We start from the raw sequence: 18,409 nt of genomic DNA, 5'->3' as shown, positions 1-18,409 counted from the left end.
GCTCAGGAAAGGGGCGTGCCGTGGCTACCCCTTACGCTGTCAGGGGCAGGAAGGGATAGCGCGGCGTCGGTTTCGATCGTCCGGTTCACCATGACCGGTGATGTTATTGGATGTACATGATCGGTTACGGGCATGGGCCGTTGCTCTGACTGATGCTGTGCCCTGTGCGCCGGTCCGGTGTCTGGCGCGTCATAGGTCGTGTCGGCGGCGATGAGTGGATCGATCATGGCGTCCATGTCGGGCTGGTCCGGATATAGATCGGCTGTGTCGGCATGCCATTGCCGTTCCGCCAGTGTCGGGCCGCACCCGGTGCAGCGGACGACGACAGGACCGGTCTGCTGCGCCACCAGCGCGGTGGTGGAGGGGGCATAGCTCTCCTCATAGGGCGTCTGGTCGGCTGCCTCATCCCGCATCGGCTCCCGCTGCGTGGTCGTGGCAAAATTGCCCAGGCCCAAGCCCATAACGGCAGCTACGACGATCGTAGCCCCGGTGGTCATCCAGAATTGCTGCGCCATGGTCCCTTCCTCTCACGCCCGGCTGCATCAGCACAATAGCGCCACATTGCCTGTCCAGATCAAAGATAACGCGGATACACATCGGTTGTTGCATGGCCATAAAGCCTTTGCTAATGGCCAGCGCCTACCAGATGCCGGCGCTGCCGGTTTCCCATTGAATGTGCGGCCATGGCGGAATTGGTAGACGCGCAACGTTGAGGTCGTTGTGGGCGAAAGCCCGTGGAAGTTCGAGTCTTCTTGGCCGCACCATTCACCCAAAAGTTATGGAATGATTTTCGCCCGTGGGCGACCCGTTCCCTGTAGCCCCATCTTGCATGGCGGTCAGGGCAAAGCTTATTGACACGCACCGACCGGCTGCTGTGCCAGCCCCATATCACGACGAAAGGAAGCCGCATGTCCCCTATCGACGCTCCGATCGACTGGGAGCAGCCCGCCACCATGATCGATCTGGATGGCAAGGCGCCGCTCATCGGCACCATCCGCCAATGCGCGCAGCATTTCGCGATCTTCAAGGCGGAGGCGAAAATGCAGGCACGCGTGTTACTGACGAAGCCGGTCCATCGCGAAGGACGGCGCACGCGTACATGGTTGCTGGAGCCGGTCGAAATCGAGGCGCTGGCCCAGCGGTTGCGCGACGAAGGCTGACGCTGCCCTTACTCGCCCTGCCCCGGCTTCACTCCATAGAGACCATGGTGCGAGAGGATGAAGAGGGTTTGCCGATCCTCTCCTCCGAACAATATCTGCAAGGGGCGTTCGGGCACGTCGATGCGGCCGATTTCCTTGCCGTCGGGCGCATGGACGAAGACCTGACCATTGGCGACATAGACGCGCCCCTGCGCATCGACCGCCACGCCTTCCCCGCCACGGTTCGCAAAGGGTTTGAGATCGGTAATCGCCCCGCCCGCGCCCAGCAGGCCGTCATAAGTGCGGTTTTCCGATCCGTTGGTGACATAGACGCGCTTGCCGGGCTGACCCTGAATAAAGCCATAGCTGTCGAGTGAATCCGAAAAACGCAGGCCGCGATGATCGGCTGGCCCCTGCGCAAAGACGCGCGATGCGGGCAGGACAATGCTGCCATCGGGCGAGACATATTCCTGCGCCTTGCCCAGCGCCATGTCGCGGGCGAACATTTGCGCCAACGTAGTGAACTGATAGGTGGCGGGATCTATCTGGTCCTTAAATTCGCCATTATTCCACCAGTTGACCGGCAGCACCGTCGCGGCACCGCTATGGCGCGCCATCGGGGTCGGAGGAATGACTTCGATCTGGCTGTCCGGCGCGTCCGGATCCACGCTATAGACCGTGGCATTGCGGCCATAGGAGGACAGGACCAGCAGCTTGCCCGATCGATCGACGGTCAGGTTGACCGGATCGAGCGTGGCATCGCGGATCATCTCCAGCTTGCCCGCATCAGACCAGCGCCAGATGCGCTGAAACTTACGATCGATGAAGTAGAGCCGCCCCTGCGCATCCACCGCCCCGCCGCCCGCCGAATGAAAGCCATCGGCCAGCTTTTCGACTTTTCCGCCCAGAAAGGTGGAGACAGGCACCGGATCTGGCATGGCGGGCACGTCCAGCACCGCAAACTCCCGCTCCCGCACGTCCAGCCCATGGGTGACGTCGCGGATCGCGTTTTCGAACGGGAATTTGGTCAGGCGCAGGAAGGTCGCGCAGCCATTAACGTCGCAGGTGCCAACGCCGCTCTCGCCGTTCACATGGACATTGCGAAACCGGATGTCGTGCGAATTATAGAGCGTCACGGCGGCAGGCGCGGGCTCGCGCGTCCGGGTGACGCGATAGCCGTGAAAATTGGCGACCAATATGTTGTGCGAATTGCGGATTTCCAGCGCCACGGCGTCGCCGCTCTCTCCAGCCTCCCCCTCGGTCTGCGGGGCAAGCAATTCCCAGTTGGCGACCCGATTGAGCGTAATTTCGCTGCGAACATGATGTTCCACCGATGCCTGGATCAGGCGACCTGGCGTTTGCGTGTCTGAAATCAGAATGCCAGGATGGCCGAAGGTGCTGGGGCTCCAGATATTGGCGAAAGTGCCGCCGCCGCCCTGCGTCACCCAAAGGCTGGCATATTGCCCGGCCCAGCGACGCGCAGCGTCGGGATCGGCGGTGGTGTTGTTGTTATAGGGGCTGATCGTCGTGCCATCGAAGGCGTTGGTGCCATGGCCGCCCTGGAATTTCACGTCATTGACCATGGAATTGGCCCCGGCCTTCCAGAGCAGGGCGGTCGCGCGCGGATTGGCACCATTGGTGTTGAGACCAATCCCGGCCACAATGGCGTCACCACCCTGCGCGCTTTCAACCAGCGCCTTGGGCGCGCCCACGCCCTGCCATGCTGCGGTGCCATCGGGCAGGACGATCTGCGTCAGGCTGGGGTGCAGGCCCAACAACACAGTGTCGGGACGCAGGCGCAGCGTGTCGCTGACGCGATAGAAACCGGCGGGCAGATAGACGACCTTATGCGTATCGATCGCCTTCTGGATCGCGGCGGTATCATCGTTACTGTCATCCCCCTTTGCGCCCAGCGTGCGAACGCTCACCCATTGCGATACGGGCGGCAGCGCGCGAATGGCAGGCGCGGAAAGAGCAGGCAGGCTGGCTATGCTGTTGGCCTGCATATCGGTCTTGTATGCGCCGATCTGGCCAACGCCCGGTAGTGTCAGGCCGTGGGTGAAAGACGCGACCTTATAAGCTGCGCCCTTACCCGCCACCGTCCTGCCGCTATCGCGAAAGCGCGCGAAGACGGGCGTATTGGCGGCTACGACATTCTGAAAGCCGATCTGCGTGTAGACGTTGCTCTCGTTGGAGATGATGACGCCCGCCTTCGACACATTTTCGAAACGGACGTCCTGCCCCCAGAGCCAATCACCATAGCCGCGATCAATTTCGATCCCGACCGGCACATTGCGGAAAGCGACGTTGACCAGCGTCAGTCCGGCTTCATGCTCTCGAATGGCAGCGTCGCGCTGCCCCTCGAACGTCGCATCGACCAGAGCGAAGGGCCAGGCCGGGGAGGTTTTTTCCGCCAATATGCCGTATCGCCCGCCCTTGAAATGCAGGTCTTCGGCTTCGTTGGCGACATGATAAAGGCCCGCCAGCCCCGATCCGATGTCGAAATCGACATGGCTGACAAAACTATGCTGGGCGGAATGAAAGCGGATCGCGGTGGCGGCAGGATTGCCATCCAGGATGCGAAAATCGATATTGCCAAGCGCAGAATAGAACGTGCCGGGATTGGCGTCGGCGATCTGCTTGTTGAACGGGACGCTGCCAGCGGGCGGGAAGGCGGCGGGCGGACTTTCCTTGTCCGTCTGTCGCTTGGTGCCGGTGAACATCAACATATGCGCGACACCGCGTTGAAAGCCGGGTGTCTTCCTGCCCAGCAGGATGACGGGCCGTTGTTCGCCGATGCCGAAGATGCGGACGCCGGGCCACAGGAAGAGCGTGTGGCTGATGCGATAGGTGCCGGTCGGCAGGAAGACGATGCCGCCGCCGCCCTTCTCTGCCGCCTTGTCGATCGCCTGCTGGATTGCGCCGCTATCGTCAGCCCGCCCGTCGCCCACGCCGCTGACTGTCACGGCACGCGGCTCGTCCGGCGCGCTGGTATAGACGGATGGGGAAGCAAATGCGGGCTGCGTCACCGTCAGGCACAGCAGGACAGGGACACAGGCTGCGCTCAAACCGCGATACATGGCGACAGGCTCCAGAAAAGAAGATGTCCCGGCCGTGCAGGGCCGGGACAAGGTTGGGGAGGTCGGGGTAAAGAAAGATCAGAAGTTGAAACGGACACCTGCGCGATAAATGCGGCCCAATGTGTCATATAGAGCCGGATTGACGTCCAGTCCGGTATTGGTCTGGGGCGCGGCGACCGGGTCCTTGTCGAACAGATTGTCCACTTTCCCATAGATAGAGATATTGTCGCGGATCTTGAACGACGCGCCTACATCGACATAGAATGCGCCTTTCATCTTGTTCTGGTCGATCGTGGGATGGTTGCCGGTCGATACGGGGCAGGCCGACTGGCAGACCACATATTGGTTGCCGAACACGCCATCGCTGATCCAGCGTTCCTGCACCGTCAGACTGAACCGTCCACTATCATAGGTCTGCACGGCCAGCCATTTCCAGTCCGGCGTAGCACCAGTGTTGGCACCCGCCTGATCGACCGGATCGACGCCGGCAATGCCTGCACTAACGATGAACTTTTGGATATGCGTTGCCAGCGCGCGGACGGTGAAGCTGCCCGGCAATCCCAGCGGCTGTTGCCACTGATAGCTGGCCTCGATGTCGAAGCCGCTCGTTTTCCATGACGCAAGATTGAAGGGCTGGACGTTAACGAAGTTGGTGCCCTGTGCGCCATCCAGCTGGAACCCGCCGCAGAACGCCTGATTGCCTTCGAAGCAGAAGCGAACGATCTGGTCCGGAGAGAGGCTGGAAACCACGCCGCTGAGCTTGATGTTATAATAATCGAACGAGAGGCTAAGGCCCGGCAGCCAATCCGGGCGTGCCAGTACGACGCCCAGTTCGGTATTGCGCGCGACTTCCGGTTTCAGGTTGGTGTTGCCGATCGTGTTCTGGAACACCTGCACCGCCTGATTGCGGAAGGGATCGTTGAAATTCGGCAGCGTCGTGACCGTCGGCGCGGCGAACAGTTCCGACAGGTTGGGCGCACGCACGTCGCGCGATGTGACGGCACGCAGGCGCAGACCACTGAGTGGTGTGTCCCAGGTGCCGCCGACCTTCCACGTCCAGACCGTTCCCGACGTGCTGTAATGTGTGCCGCGCCCGGCCGCGTTCAGGTTAGCGCGACCGATCGAATCGCTGTTGAACAGGGGTAGATCGATTTCGAGATACCCTTCGTACAAATCATATTTGCCGTTGCCGTTTTTGTAATTGCCCGCCGCCCAATTGCTGCCCAGCGTGGAATTGAGCAGAGGGTCTGCCGGATATTGCGGGCTGTTGGGGCTGAGTGCGGACACGCCAGCGCCATAGGGATCGGCGTTTACCCGGTAATATTCGCGGCGATATTCGCCACCGAAGGCGACCGACACCGGCCCGGCCCACAGTTCGAACGGATTGCCCGAGAAGTTGATGCTGGCGACGTCCTGAGTCAGCTTGGTATGCTGGAACGGCCCATTTTCATGCGGCGCGACATAGGCAAGCGCCGCAGAAGATGGCGTAGCACCACCGAAAATGTTGATCGGCTGGCAACCGGCGGCGCGAGCAGCCGGATCAGCGCAGACGATCGCCCCGTTGAGCGTGATCGCATTGGTCGCCGCGACATAGCGATTCTGGAGCACGATGTCCTGCACCCGGATATCGGAAATGGTTATGCCATGTTCATAATAGGCGTCATAGTTCCAGTCGGTCCCGCCCAGACCAAATTTGCCCTTCAACCCACCGACGAAGCGATATTGACGACGGTCGGTATGAACTTTTGTATCGGGGAAAGACCCGTTGCTTGACCCGAAGCCGAACTGGGTGATGCCCGCCGTGGCGCACCGGTCGCGCACCAGCTGCGGCAGGTAGGGGTTGGCGCACTGCACCGTCAGGCTGGCGCGGTTATACCCCGGACTGGGCTGGTTGCTGGTCTTGACCTGCGCAATGTTGACCGTGACATAGGCTTCGTTGTTTTCGGCAAAGTCATAGCCGATCCGGCCATAGCCGTTGATGCGCTCCAGCGCCGATTTGAGCGAGGCGCCCGAACCGGGCGCACCGGACAGATCGCCGCCTTCGCAGAAGCTGTTGCCCCGATAGCAGTTGGTGACAGCGCCCGTCCCGGTCGGCTGGCCGCCCGACCCATAGTTGAAATTATAGGGCGCGCCATTCTGGTCGAAGGCAATTCCCTGAAGCGGGCCGTTGTTGATAAGGCCATAGCGCGCATATTGATAGGGCTGGGCAAAGTCGCGATAGTTGAACTGCGGCAGGCCATTGTTGGTCTGTCCCGTATTCATCAGCGTGGTTGCACGATACCAGTCGCGGCTACCGGCCAGATCCGTGCCGAAATCGCCCGCGCCTACGCCACCTTCATGATCATATTCGCCGCTCAGCACGACATGCAGGCGATCGTCCATGAACGCCTTGCCATAGGCCGCCTGCACCAGCGCGGTTTCGTCATCGCCATATTTGGTGATGCTGCCCAGGATGTTGCCCTTGAACCCTTCGAAATGCGTGTCGGTGATGAAATTGACGACGCCACCGACCGCATCAGAGCCATAAGATGCCGAGGCGCCGCCAGTCACGACATCCACACGCTTGACCAGCAGTTGCGGGAACATGCTGATGTCCGGCACGCCCGTCACGTTCGCGCCGACGACGCGCTGGCCGTCGAGCAGTGTCAGGGTGCGGATCGCGCCCAGGCCACGGAGCGAGAAGGAGCTGAGACCCTGCTGGCCGCTCGACGTGCTGAACGTGCCGGTGGACGCGCCGGTCGATCCCTGAAGCGAGGGCAACTGCGCGATTGTGGTGAAGATATTGGGCTGCGCATTGTTGGCGATCTGTTCTTCGCCGATCACCGTGGTGGGCGTGGGGGCGTTGAAACCGCTGGTGGTGATGCGCGATCCGGTGACGATAATGTCGGCGTTACGCGGGGTGGACGCTTCATCGGTCTGCGCTTGTGGCGTAACGGCCTGCGGCGGTGCAGCCTGCGCATGGGCCGGGCCGGTGAGGCCAAAGGCAGCTATCGCAGCGAGGCTGACGCCAGCCAAGTGGCGATGGATTGCGATCGTCGCTTTCATTGATCTTCCCCTCTTATGTCGACGGCCCCTCCCAGAGCCGTCACGCCGCATGATGGGCGATTGTTTTTACATTAGCCTGTGCCTGCCCCCGCCGCACTTACGACATAGGTCGTAGATGCGGTAGGCAGGCGGTTTTTCAGGGTTTGGCGGCGTACAGCGCGTGGTGTGTCAGGATGAACAGCGTCCGTTTGTCCGCGCCGCCGAACAGGATCTGCAAGGGGCGTTCTGGCACGTCGATCCTGCCTGTTTCTTTGCCGCCCGCGTCGTAGACGAAGATCTGGCCATTCGCGACATAAACGCGTCCCTGCCCGTCCACCGCGACGCTTTCGCCGCCCCGATTGGTGAAGGGTTTGAGGTTCGTCAGTGTGCCGCCCGCGCCGACCGTGCCGCTGTAGGTAATATTCGCCGATCCGTTGGTGACGAACAGGCGTTCGCCCGCCTTGCCGCCGATCAGCCCATTGGCGTTCAGGCTGTCCGACCAGCGCCAGCCGACATGGTCGGTCGGTCCCTGTTGCCATGTGCGGAAAGCGGGTAGCGACAGGCTGCCATCGGGAGAGACATATTCGCGGGCCTTGGGCGTGCCAGCGTCGCGGGCGAACATTTGCGCCAGCGTCGTAAACTCATAGGTCTTGGGGTCGAGTTGGTCCCTGAATTCGCCATTGTTCCACCAGTTGACCGGCAGCAGCGTCTTTGCCGCGCGCTTCGCCCTCACCGGCGTCGGCTGGATCAGTGTCATCTGGTCGGGCGGGCCGTTCGGGTCGATCGAATAAACCCCCGCTTTTGGTCCCAGCGACGATAGCACGAGCAGATGGCCCGAGCCGTCGATGGCCAGATTGACCGGATCGAGCGCCTGATCGCGCACGATTTCCAGCCCCTTGCCCTCGCTCCAGCGATGGATGCGCTGGAACCGGCGGTCGATGAAGTAGAGCGCGCCCTGCGCGTCCACTGCCGCGCCGGAAATCGACCAGAAGCCGTCCTCCAGCTTTTCCACCGGCGTGCTGCTGGGCGATACGGACGGGATGGTGCGATCCGCCGCGCCGATGTCGAGGCTGGCAAATTCGCGTTCCCGCACGAAGCGCTTGCCCGTCACATCCTCGATCGCATTGTCGAACGGATATTTGCTGGCGCGCAGGAAGGTGCCGCAGCCTTCGTCGTCGCAGGTGGCAAAGCCGCTTTCGGCGTTGATGTGGACATTGCGGAAGCGGATGTCGCTGGAGTTGGTCAGCTTGACCGCGCTCTTTTCCGGCGCGTAGGTGCGGGTCACGCGATAGCCGTGATAGTTGGCGAACAGCAGGTTCTTGGAATTGCGGATGTCGAGCGAGATGGCGTCGGGACCATCATCGACTTCCTGTTCGGTCTGGGGCGCCAGGAATTCCCAATTCTGCACATTGTCGAGGACGATTTCGTTGCGGGCGTGATGTTCGACCGACATTTCATAGACATGGCCGGGCGTGCTGGTGTTGGTGATGTGCAGGCCCGATTGCGCGAAGCTGTTGGGACTCCACACATTGGCGAAAGTGCCACCGCCGCCGTCGGTGACCCAGATGCTGGGATATTGAGCGTCCAGCCGCCCGTTCGTGATGGGATCGCCAGCATGCACGCGCAGGGTGCCCAGCATCTTGCCATCCGCAGTCGGCGTGCCGCCGCCGCCCATGATCTTGACGTCCTCGACCAGACTCGTTTCGCCCGACCGCCACAGCAGCGCGGAGGCGCGGGGATTGACCCGACCGGTGAAGAGGCCAAGGCCCGAAAGGATATTATCGCCGCCCTTGGGGCTTTCCAGAATCGGCAGCACTGGTCCCAGACCGGCATGGGCCGGGTTCTCGTCGGGAATGTAAAGCTGGGTAATGGCGGGGTGCAGGCCGATCAGGATGCTGTCGGGCCGCAGAGTCAGACGGTTCGTCACCTTGTAGAAGCCGACCGGGAAATAGAGGATGCGGTGACTGTCGATCGCTTTCTGGATGGCGGCGGTATCGTCCGCTTTCCCGTCGCCCATGATGCCCAGCGAACGGACATTAACCCAGTCGGCCATGGCGGGCAGGTCGCGGATAGCTGGCGCACGGCGAGCGGGCATGGCGGGGAGCGACTGTACATCCGCTTGCGTTTTATAGTCCCCGGTATGGCCAAGATCGGGGATCGCCAGTCCGTGCGAGAAGGATGCGACCTTATAGGCCTTGCCCTTGCCGTCGATCGTCCTGCCACTGTCGCGGAAGCGAGCGAAGACCGGGCTGTTGACCGCCAGCGCATTGTCGAAGCCGATCTGGGTGAAGACGTTCTTTTCGTTCGAGATGACGACGCCTGCCTTCGACACATTTTCGAAGCGGACATCCTTGCCCCACAGGCTGTCGCTATAGCCGCGATCGATCTCTATTCCGACCGGCGTATTGCGGATCGCGACATTGACCAGGGTCAGGTCGACTTCATGTTCGCGGATGGCCGCCATGCTCTGTCCATCGAAGCTGGAATCCATCAATGTGAACTGCCAGGCGGGCGAGGTCTTTTCGGTGACGATGCCATAGCGGCCGCCCTGGAAATGAACGTTCTCCATGACGTTGCCCGCCTGATAGACACCGGCAAAGGCGGTCCCCAGGCGAAACTCCATATGGCTGAGGAAAGCATGCTGGGCCATGCGGAAGCGCACGCCCGCCGCAGCCGGATTGCCCGCGCCGATCTCTATATCGACATTGCTCATCGACGAATAGAAAGTGCCCGAATTGGCGTCGCGCACCACTTTGTCGCGGGGGACTATCGTGGGCACCGGGACCGGCACTTTCCCGACCCGATATTGATCGCCGCCGCCAAAGACGATCATGGTCGATACGCCCTTCTGGAAGCCGGGCGTACGCGCGCCGAGCAGGATGACCGGGCGGGTCGGCCCGACGCCATAGACGCGCACGCCAGCAGGCACGACCAGGGTCTGGCTGATGCGATAGGTGCCGGACGGCAGGAAGACGATGCCGTGGCCAGTCTTGTCGCGCGCCTGATCGAGCGCCTGCTGGATCGCGGCGCTGTCGTCCGAGCGCCCATCGCCTGTCGCCTTTACGGTGATCGCGGTAGGTTCGTCGGGCGCGACCGGAAAGACCGAGGGCGCTGCGAGGGCGGCTGGTGCTGCCAAAATGGTCGCCGCCAACAAAGCCGCCATCATATTGCGTCCGATCATAGTCGCCCTTCCTTGTAAGGATATTCGTCGGTCGCAAGGCTAGAGGGCGGCACAGGCTTTGGCACTTGCGACAAAGGTCGTAGTTTTCATGGCCATGGCAGCGCCGGTATAGCGAGCTGTACCCTCCTGTCTTGCCAAGGGACGCCGCTTTGCCGCCCATCGATCCTGCCTTGCCCCGACCATTGGCTGTCATCGTCATGGGCGTCAGCGGCTGCGGCAAATCCACGCTGGGCGCATTGCTGGCGAACGGGTTTGGCTGCCCTTTCCTCGAAGGAGACAGTCTTCATGCGCCAGAGGCGGTGGACAAGATGCGTGGCGGCCATCCGTTGACGGACGAGGATCGCTGGCCATGGCTCGACCGGCTGGCGCAGGCCAGCGTGACGGCGATCCAGACGCATGGCGTGGCAGTGGCGGCCTGCTCGGCATTGCGCCGGGCCTATCGCGATCGGCTGCGCGACCGGATCGGTGCGCCGGTGCGTTTCGTCCTGCTGGACAATAGCCGGGACGAGTTGCTGGCGCGGCTGCAGAACCGGCCGGGTCATTATATGCCCGCCAGCCTGCTCGACAGCCAGCTGGCGACGCTGGAGCGCCCGTGCGCGGACGAGGGCGCGCTGATCCTGACCGCCGACGCTCCGCCCACGGACCTGTGTGGTCGGGTTCTGGACTGGCTGCGCTGAAGGAACAGCGTTACGGCATCAGCCGCCGCCGCCCTTCCCACAAATGCCAGCGCATGGCGAGCGCCGCACCCTCTCCATCCTGCGCACGTATGGCATCGACGATCTGTTCATGTTCGCGCAGCATGGTCGCGATCACTTCTGGCGGGCGTGAACGGCTGATATCGACACCAGCGCGCATGATCTTGTCGACATCGGCGTGCAGTGCATCAAAGGCGATGAGGAAAGCGGGATTGCCCGTCGATTCGGCAATGCGGCGATGCAGTTCCATATCCTCGCCATGGGCCGGCTGGCTTGACAGCAATGCCGCACGCAGCAGCTCCATGCCTTCCTCGACATGCGCCATTTCCTGCGGCGTCCGTCGGATGGCGGCGAGCCGGGCCGCTTCGGCTTCCAGCACGAAACGGACCTCGTAACTGCCCAAGGTCGTGGGCAGTTCGGTGGAGGACATGAATATGGCCAGCCGTTCCGACGGGCGACTCTTGACGAAAGACCCCGCGCCGCGCCGCGCCGCCGTGATGCCGTCCGACGCCAGCCGCATGAGGGCTTCGCGCACGATGGCGCGCGATACGCCGAACATTTCGGCCAGCCGTACTTCCGAGGGCAGGCGCGCGCCGACCTCCAGTCCTTCGGACTTGATGATGTCTACGATGGCCGCATAGGCATGGTCGGACAGCCGGGTCTGGCTCATCGGTATGGCCGAGTGTCGCATGGCATGATGATCACTCCCCCGATTATAAGATGCTGCTTGCCAGCAGGACGAACAGCAAGCCAACGATCGCGACGACGGTTTCCATGATCGACCATGTCTTGAACGTGCCGGGCATATCGGTGCCAAGATAGCTTTTGACCAGCCAGAAACCGGGATCGTTGACGTGGGAGAAGAACAAAGATCCCGCGCCGATGGCCAGCACCATCCATTCCGGTTCCACCCCCGACGCCGCGACCAGCCCCTGCATCACACCAGCGGTGGTGATCGTCGCCACGGTGGCCGAGCCTGTCGCCAGACGGATGCAGACCGACACGCCCCAGGCAAGGATGAGCGGCGACACCGCGCCGCCATCGGCGATCCGCACCAGCATGTCCGACAGGCCAGCCGTCACCAGCACCTGTTTAAGCGCGCCGCCAGCACCGATCGCCAGGATGATGCCGCCTGCAGGCGTCATCGCTTCGGTCCAGATTGCGTTCTGGATCGTGCGGTCGGTGATGCGACGGCCAAACAGCAGCGGCAGGGCGGCGAGAACGGCGACCAACAGGGCGACCACCGGATCGCTGACCCAGCTGAGCCAATGGAAATGCACGGCCACGGCCGGGGGCAGCAGCGCGACCGCCTGCCCGGCGGCGATCAACACCACCGGCAGCAGCACGGCGGTTAGCGCGCGGGCGACAGAGGGGGTGGCGACATCGACCTTCACCGGGTCGAGCAAGGGTGGGCTGAGCTTGACGCCGGGCGCAGTGAAGCGGGCGAGCAGTGGCCCCGCGATGATCGCGGTCGGGATGCCGATGAGTAGGCCATAGACGAGGGTCAGGCCGAGATTGGCACCCAGCGCGTTGACCGCCAGCAGCGGGCCGGGATGGGGCGGGACGAGCGCATGGACCACCGACAGACCCGCCAGTGCAGGCAGCATCAGGCGCAGCTTGGCGGTGTCGCCATTCTGCCCCGCAGGCAGCGCGGCGGCGGCGGAGGCGACGATCGGCAGGAGAAGGACAAGGCCGGTTTCGAAGAAGAGCGGCAGGCCGATGACGATCGCGGTGAACAGGCTGGCCCAGGGCGCGCCCTTCACCCCCGACAGGCGCAGCGCGGCGCGGGCCATGCCGCCAGCGCCATCGGACAGTTGCAGCATCGCGCCAAGGCCCAGCCCCAGCGCGACGACCAGACCGGTGCCGCCGAGAATCGCGCCTGCGCCCTTTTCTACCGCCTTGGCCGTTTCCTCCATCGGCAGGCCCGCGATCAGGCCGACGGTGAAGGCGCCGCAAAGCAGGCCGACGAAGGGATGGAGTCGCCCCCGGATGATGAGGAAGATGGACAGGGCAATGCCGATGACGGCCGCCAGGACGAGCCGATAATCCGCCGGGGTCATCGCGCCACAGGTCCATGGAAGGGCGGCGCAATTTCCAGAGTGAGGACCACAGGTCTGCGCCATAGCGGCATGGATGTTAACGTCATCATTATCCCCTCCCTCACCATGCGATGTCGGTCGGTTCAGGCCGATACGACATCATATCTGTTAGACAGATATATCGAATTTTTACGACTTCCTAGACTTATTGGGTCGTATATCGCATTTTTGGCTTGAACCTGTCTGACTAATCGCCTTATCGTTAGCGCTAACGAATCCAATCGCGCGTTCCGATGTTCCGGTGCGCCCCCATATGGATCGCACAGGGAGAGGAAGGATGCACATCGCGCTGGATCTGCACGACAGTCTCGATCAGCTGGATTTTCGCTATCAATCAGCCAGGCCGAACGACACGCCCGTCCTGACGCCCACCCAGATGAAGGTGCTGCGCTGCGTTCATTCGGGGTTGCTGAACAAGCAGATCGCCTATGAACTTGGCATAGCCGAAGCCACGGTCAAGGTTCACATGACCGCCCTGATGCGCAAGCTGAACGTCCGCAACCGGACGCAGGCGGCCATTGCCGCCCGCAATCTGGGCTGGCTGCGTCCCGCGATCGGGCGTGTCGCGGACTAACACATAACAATATATTCGCAGGAGACTAGGCATGGTGATCGGATCGCGTCGTGACATATTGGGCGGCGTGGGCGCCGGCATCATGCTGGCGGGCATGGCCACGCGGGCGAGCGCCGCGCCGTCGCGCAAGATCGGCTATGCAATCGTCGGGCTGGGTTCCTATGCCACGCGCCAGATCATGCCCAACTTTGCCGGATGCGACCATGCCCGCATCGTGGCGCTGGTCAGCGGCACGCCTGCCAAGCTGGAGACTTATGGCGCGCAATATGGCGTCCCGGCCACGCACCGTTACAGCTATAAGGATTTCGACTGCATCCGCGACAACCCCGACATCGATGCGGTCTATATCATCCTGCCCAACAGCCTGCACGCCGAGTACGCCATTCGCGCCGCGCAGGCGGGCAAGCATGTGATGTGCGAAAAGCCGATGGCGACGTCTGTCGCGGATTGCGAGGCGATGATCGCGGCGTGCAAGAAGGCGGGCAAGAAACTGATGATAGGCTATCGGTCACGGTTCGAGCCGTATAACCGGCTGGCCATCGACCTGGCGCGCAGCGGGCATGTCGGCCCGACGCGTTTCATTACCGCAGAGCATGGCTTTCCGATCAGGGCGGGCCAGTGGCGGCTGGACCGGCCGCTGTCGGGCGGCGGATCGATGATGGACATCGGCATCTACAGCCTGAACGCAGCCCGCTACCTGACCGGGGAGGAGCCGGTGGAGGTCAGCGCGGTCGAGTCCACCGATCGATCCGACCCGCGATTCAGGACGGTCGAGGACCGGATCAGCTTTCTGCTGCGCTTTCCATCGGGCATCATCGCCAATTGCATATCCAGCTATAGTTCGAGCCATAACAGCTATCGCGTCACCGGCACGCAGGGGTGGATCGATATGGACCCGGCGACTCCCTATGAGGGGCAGACGATGACGATCCGCAAGGATGGCGTCGTGGCGCCGCGCACCCTGCCTGCCCCTGCCAAGAACCAGTTTGCCGGGCAGCTCGATCATCTGGCCGAATGTATATTGAAGGGTGGCACGCCGATCGTGCCTGGCGAGGAAGGGCTGGCCGATATGCGCGTGATCGAGGCGATCTATAAGTCGGCCGCGCAGGGGACGAGCGTCAGGATCAAGGCATGATCGGTCGCCGAACGTTGCTGGCGTCGATGGCCGCGATGCCGGTTGCGGCGGTAGCTGCACGCGCGACGGCAGCGAGCAGTGTTCCGGTGGGCAGCATCAGCCGCCTGTCCCCGGCGCTGGACCGCATCATCGCGCCGGACGCGTCGGTGAAGTTCCTGGCCGAGGGGTTTCGCTGGGCCGAGGGACCGGTGTGGGTGGCCAGAGGCGACTATCTGTTGTTCAGCGATCCGCCCGCCAACATCGTCTATCGCTGGCAGGAGGGAAAAGGCGCGCAGCCTTTTCTGTCGCCGTCCGGCCTGCAAGGCGCGATGCCAGCGAGGGTGCGCGAAGCGGGTCTCAATGGTCTGGCCATCGACAGGAACGGCCATCTGGTTGCCGCCGATAGCGGGACGCGCGCGATCGTGCGGATCGACCTGCGGACCAAAGCGCGCACGATTCTGGCCGATCGCTTTCAATCGAAGCGGTTCAGCAGCCCCAACGACCTGTGCATCGCCAGATCAGGCATGATCTACTTCACCGACCCGCCCTATGGCTTTGCCGATGGAGATGCGTCGTCGCTGCGCGAACAGCCGCAGAACGGGCTGTATGCGCTGACGCCGGACGGCACGGTGACGTTGCTGGACGGGAGCCATCGTCGGCCCAATGGCGTGGCGCTGTCGCCCGATGGCCGCACGCTGTATCTGGCCCTGTCGGATGAGAAGCAGCCCGAAGTGCGCGCCTATACGCTGGACGCCAAGGGCATGCCGACCGGGCAGCGCCTGTTCCATGACATGCGCCCGCAGCGCAGCGAAGGCCTGCCCGGCCTGCCCGACGGGATCAAGGTCGCTCCGGACGGGCATGTCTTTGCGACGGGGCCGGGCGGGGTGCATATATTGACGCCGGAGGGGGCGTTGCTGGGGATTGTGGGGACGGGCAAGTCCGTTGCCAACTGCTGCTTTGGGCGGAATGGGACCAGCCTGTTTCTGACGTCTTCGGACAGGCTGGCGGTCGTGCCGTTGCTGGCGCGGGGGTGAGGAGAGCTATCCCTTGGGCAAAATCCCGCGTCATGCTGAATTTATTTCAGCATCCATTGCGCCCCACCGATGTCCGTTCATGAGGCGAAATGGACCCTGAGCCGAAGGCCAGCGCAGCTAAACGAGTTCAGGGTGACGGAAGAGAATAGAAAATGGCGCCGATTTCGTGACAGAGGGTCAGATTTCGACCTGCGACCCCAGTTCGACCACGCGGTTGGTGGGCAGCTTGAAAAATTCCATCGGCGTTTCGGCGTTGCGCATCATCCAGGCGAAGAGTTTTTCGCGCCAGATCGCCATGCCCGGCTTTTCCGACGCGATCAGCGTCTGGCGGCTGAGGAAATAGCTGGTGTCGCTGATATTGATCGCCCCGCCGCAGCCGTCGATGGATTTCATCGCGACGGGAATATCGACTTCTTCCATGAAGCCGTGCCGCCAGACCACGCGATAGAAGCCCTCGCCCCAGTTCGTCACCACCGCCCGGCCAGTAAGCGGGAGATGCGGCACGCTTTGCGTTTCGACCGTCAGGATGATGATCCGTTCGTGCAGCACCTTGTTATGCTTGACGTTGTGGAGCAGCGCGGGGGGCACGCCTTCGACTCGGGAGGACAGGAAGATCGCGGTGCCGGGCACACGCTTGAGCGATTGGGACACCGACCTGATGAAGAGCGGCACCTCCATCGCACCTTCGTTGAGATAATGGCGCATGATCGCCCGCCCCTTCGCCCAGGTCGTCAATGCCACGAAGGTGACGGCCGCCACCAGTAGCGGGAACCAGCCGCCGTCGGGGATCTTGGTCGCGTTCGACGCGAAATAGGCGCCGTCGATCAGGAGGAACAGGCCCGTCGTCGCGCCAGCGAGCCAGGGGTTCCAGCGCCATACGCTGAACGTCAGCACGCCCATCATGCAGGCCGTGATGACCATGGTGCCAGTCACTGCGATGCCATAGGCGGCGGCGAGGTTGCTGGACGATCTGAAGCCGACGACCAGCAGCAGGACGAAGATGAGCAGCGCCCAGTTGACCAGCGGCACGTAGATCTGGCCCGCCGCCGACGCGCTGGTATGCGCGATGCGGATGCGGGGCAGGAAGCCAAGCTGCACCGCCTGCTGCGTGACGGAGAAAGCGCCGGAAATCACTGCCTGACTGGCGATGACGGTGGCCATGGTGGCGAGGATCACCAGCGGCAGTCGCGCCCATTCCGGCGCGAGGAGGAAGAAGGGATTGGCGACGGCGGCGGGATTGTCGAGCAGCAACGCGCCCTGGCCCATATAATTGAGCAGCAGGCAGGGGAAGGCGGCGTAAAGCCAGGCGAGGCTGATCGCCTTGCGCCCGAAATGGCCCATATCGGCATAGAGCGCTTCTGCCCCCGTCACGGCGAGGACCACCGAACCGAGCGCCAGAAACGCGAGCTTGGGATCGAGCAGGAAGAAATGGATCGCCCACCATGGATTGACGATGCCCATGATTGCGGGGTGCCGGATCAGGTTCAACACGCCCAGCAGGGCCAGCACAAGGAAATAGACGATCATGATCGGGCCGAACAGCGCGCCGACTTTGGCCGTGCCATGTTTCTGGATGACGAACAGGCCGATCAGGATGACGATCGCGATCGGCAGGACGTAGGACGCAAAGCGGCTATCGACCACCGTGAGCCCTTCAACCGCCGACAGCACCGACATGGCAGGGGTGATGATGGCGTCGCCATAGAAAAGTGCGGTCGCCAATACGCCCAGCATCGCGATCGCCGGGGTCCATTTCGTGTCGCCCAGTTTGCGCGAGATCAGGGCGAGCAAAGCCATGCTGCCGCCCTCCCCCTTATTGTCCGCGCGCATGACGATGAACACATATTTGAACGTGACCAGCAGTGTCATCGTCCAGAATATGAGCGAGAGAACCCCGAAAATATGATCGGCATCGACGGTCAGCGGATGGTGGCCGACGAAACTTTCCTTGAGCGCATAGAGAGGCGACGTGCCGATGTCGCCAAAGACGACGCCGAGCGCGCCCAGAGCCAGGACGGGCAATTTGCCGTGCGCGCCGTCGCCATGGGCAGGCACTGCGCCCGGTTGATCGCTCATTGATGGTCCTGTCCGTTCTGGTGGACGCCCCCTATCGCACAGAGGCGCATTTTGTTTCCATAGACGCTTTTGGGCATGCGCATAGGATTTGCATAGGATCGGGCGCGATATCGATATGCCTCTTGCGGTGAGGCGTCGTCATGAGTGAGTGGCATGAACATAGGGGCGCGCAGGTCGTCCTGCGGATCGTCGGGCTGATGCTGCTGGTGTCGGCGTGGGACGAGGGGCGGTGACGGAGGAGTGTCGCCCTCTCGACAGGGTGAATATTACATGGCGCTTGCGGTGTCTTCGAGGGCGAGGTCGACGAGGGCGGACATGGCGTCGGCTGCGGCCTGTCCGTCGCTGGCGGCGATGGCGTCGTAGACGCGGACATGGTCTGGGATGGGGTTGCGG

The 18,409-nt window shown here is 62.7% G+C and carries 12 protein-coding genes, 1 tRNA gene and 1 pseudogene; 6 read left to right on the top strand and 8 right to left on the bottom strand.

Annotated elements, in window-relative coordinates; translation table 11 throughout:
* Positions 1–2 precede the first annotated feature (2 nt).
* A complete protein-coding gene (locus WA070_RS08245; RefSeq protein ID WP_422633613.1) occupies positions 3–515 on the bottom strand; it encodes a hypothetical protein in 513 nt (170 codons plus the stop codon).
* Positions 516–677: 162 nt separating this feature from the next.
* Between WA070_RS08245 and WA070_RS08240 the strand changes: the two genes are divergently transcribed.
* Positions 678–764, top strand: a tRNA-Leu gene (locus tag WA070_RS08240).
* 144 nt (positions 765–908) lie between these two features.
* Complete coding sequence (locus tag WA070_RS08235; protein WP_422633612.1) at positions 909–1,160, top strand: hypothetical protein; 252 nt, start codon at positions 909–911, stop codon at positions 1,158–1,160.
* 8 nt (positions 1,161–1,168) lie between these two features.
* Here the strand turns inward: WA070_RS08235 and WA070_RS08230 are convergent, their stop codons facing one another.
* The 3 genes from WA070_RS08230 to WA070_RS08220 all read right to left on the bottom strand — a co-directional run bounded on the left by WA070_RS08230 (position 1,169) and on the right by WA070_RS08220 (position 10,424).
* Entirely contained in the window at positions 1,169–4,219 is a 3,051-nt protein-coding gene (locus WA070_RS08230; protein WP_422633611.1) for a glycosyl hydrolase family 28-related protein, read from the bottom strand.
* Positions 4,220–4,297: 78 nt separating this feature from the next.
* Positions 4,298–7,264, bottom strand: a complete 2,967-nt coding sequence (locus WA070_RS08225; protein WP_422633610.1) for a TonB-dependent receptor domain-containing protein — start codon at positions 7,262–7,264, stop codon at positions 4,298–4,300.
* Between the two features lie 136 nt (positions 7,265–7,400).
* Positions 7,401–10,424 (bottom strand): glycosyl hydrolase family 28-related protein, encoded by a 3,024-nt coding sequence (locus WA070_RS08220; protein WP_422633609.1) that lies wholly within the window; start codon positions 10,422–10,424, stop codon positions 7,401–7,403.
* A gap of 131 nt (positions 10,425–10,555) precedes the next feature.
* Between WA070_RS08220 and WA070_RS08215 the strand changes: the two genes are divergently transcribed.
* Positions 10,556–11,101 (top strand): gluconokinase, encoded by a 546-nt coding sequence (locus WA070_RS08215; protein ID WP_422633608.1) that lies wholly within the window; start codon positions 10,556–10,558, stop codon positions 11,099–11,101.
* Between the two features lie 10 nt (positions 11,102–11,111).
* On the opposite strand, the gene WA070_RS08210 is transcribed toward WA070_RS08215, so the two are convergent.
* A complete protein-coding gene (locus WA070_RS08210; protein ID WP_422633607.1) occupies positions 11,112–11,789 on the bottom strand; it encodes a FadR/GntR family transcriptional regulator in 678 nt (225 codons plus the stop codon).
* 43 nt (positions 11,790–11,832) lie between these two features.
* Positions 11,833–13,179, bottom strand: a complete 1,347-nt coding sequence (locus WA070_RS08205; protein WP_422633606.1) for a GntP family permease — start codon at positions 13,177–13,179, stop codon at positions 11,833–11,835.
* Positions 13,180–13,495: 316 nt separating this feature from the next.
* On the opposite strand from WA070_RS08205, the gene WA070_RS08200 reads away from it, so the two are divergent.
* Genes WA070_RS08200 through WA070_RS08190 form a run of 3 tightly spaced genes read left to right on the top strand, consistent with a single transcriptional unit; the run spans position 13,496 to position 15,940 of the window.
* Positions 13,496–13,792, top strand: coding sequence for a response regulator transcription factor (locus WA070_RS08200; RefSeq protein WP_422633605.1), 297 nt, complete (start codon positions 13,496–13,498; stop codon positions 13,790–13,792).
* Positions 13,793–13,823: 31 nt separating this feature from the next.
* Positions 13,824–14,927 carry a Gfo/Idh/MocA family protein gene (locus WA070_RS08195; protein ID WP_422633604.1) on the top strand — a complete coding sequence of 368 codons (1,104 nt, stop codon included), beginning with the start codon at positions 13,824–13,826 and terminating at the stop codon, positions 14,925–14,927.
* Complete coding sequence (locus WA070_RS08190) at positions 14,924–15,940, top strand: SMP-30/gluconolactonase/LRE family protein (protein ID WP_422633603.1); 1,017 nt, start codon at positions 14,924–14,926, stop codon at positions 15,938–15,940. The genes WA070_RS08195 and WA070_RS08190 overlap by 4 nt, the downstream gene beginning before the upstream one ends.
* 177 nt (positions 15,941–16,117) lie before the next feature.
* Here WA070_RS08190 and WA070_RS08185 read toward each other — a convergent pair whose 3' ends face one another.
* Both WA070_RS08185 and WA070_RS08180 read right to left on the bottom strand, forming a co-directional pair.
* A complete protein-coding gene (locus tag WA070_RS08185; protein ID WP_422633602.1) occupies positions 16,118–18,016 on the bottom strand; it encodes a potassium transporter Kup in 1,899 nt (632 codons plus the stop codon).
* Positions 18,017–18,282: 266 nt separating this feature from the next.
* Positions 18,283–18,409, bottom strand: a pseudogene (locus WA070_RS08180) (GntR family transcriptional regulator); the annotation flags it as partial.

The sequence above is a fragment of the Sphingobium sp. genome, from assembly GCF_049304695.1.
Taxonomy (GTDB): domain Bacteria; phylum Pseudomonadota; class Alphaproteobacteria; order Sphingomonadales; family Sphingomonadaceae; genus Sphingobium.
This window is presented reverse-complemented; position numbering and strand designations above follow the sequence as displayed.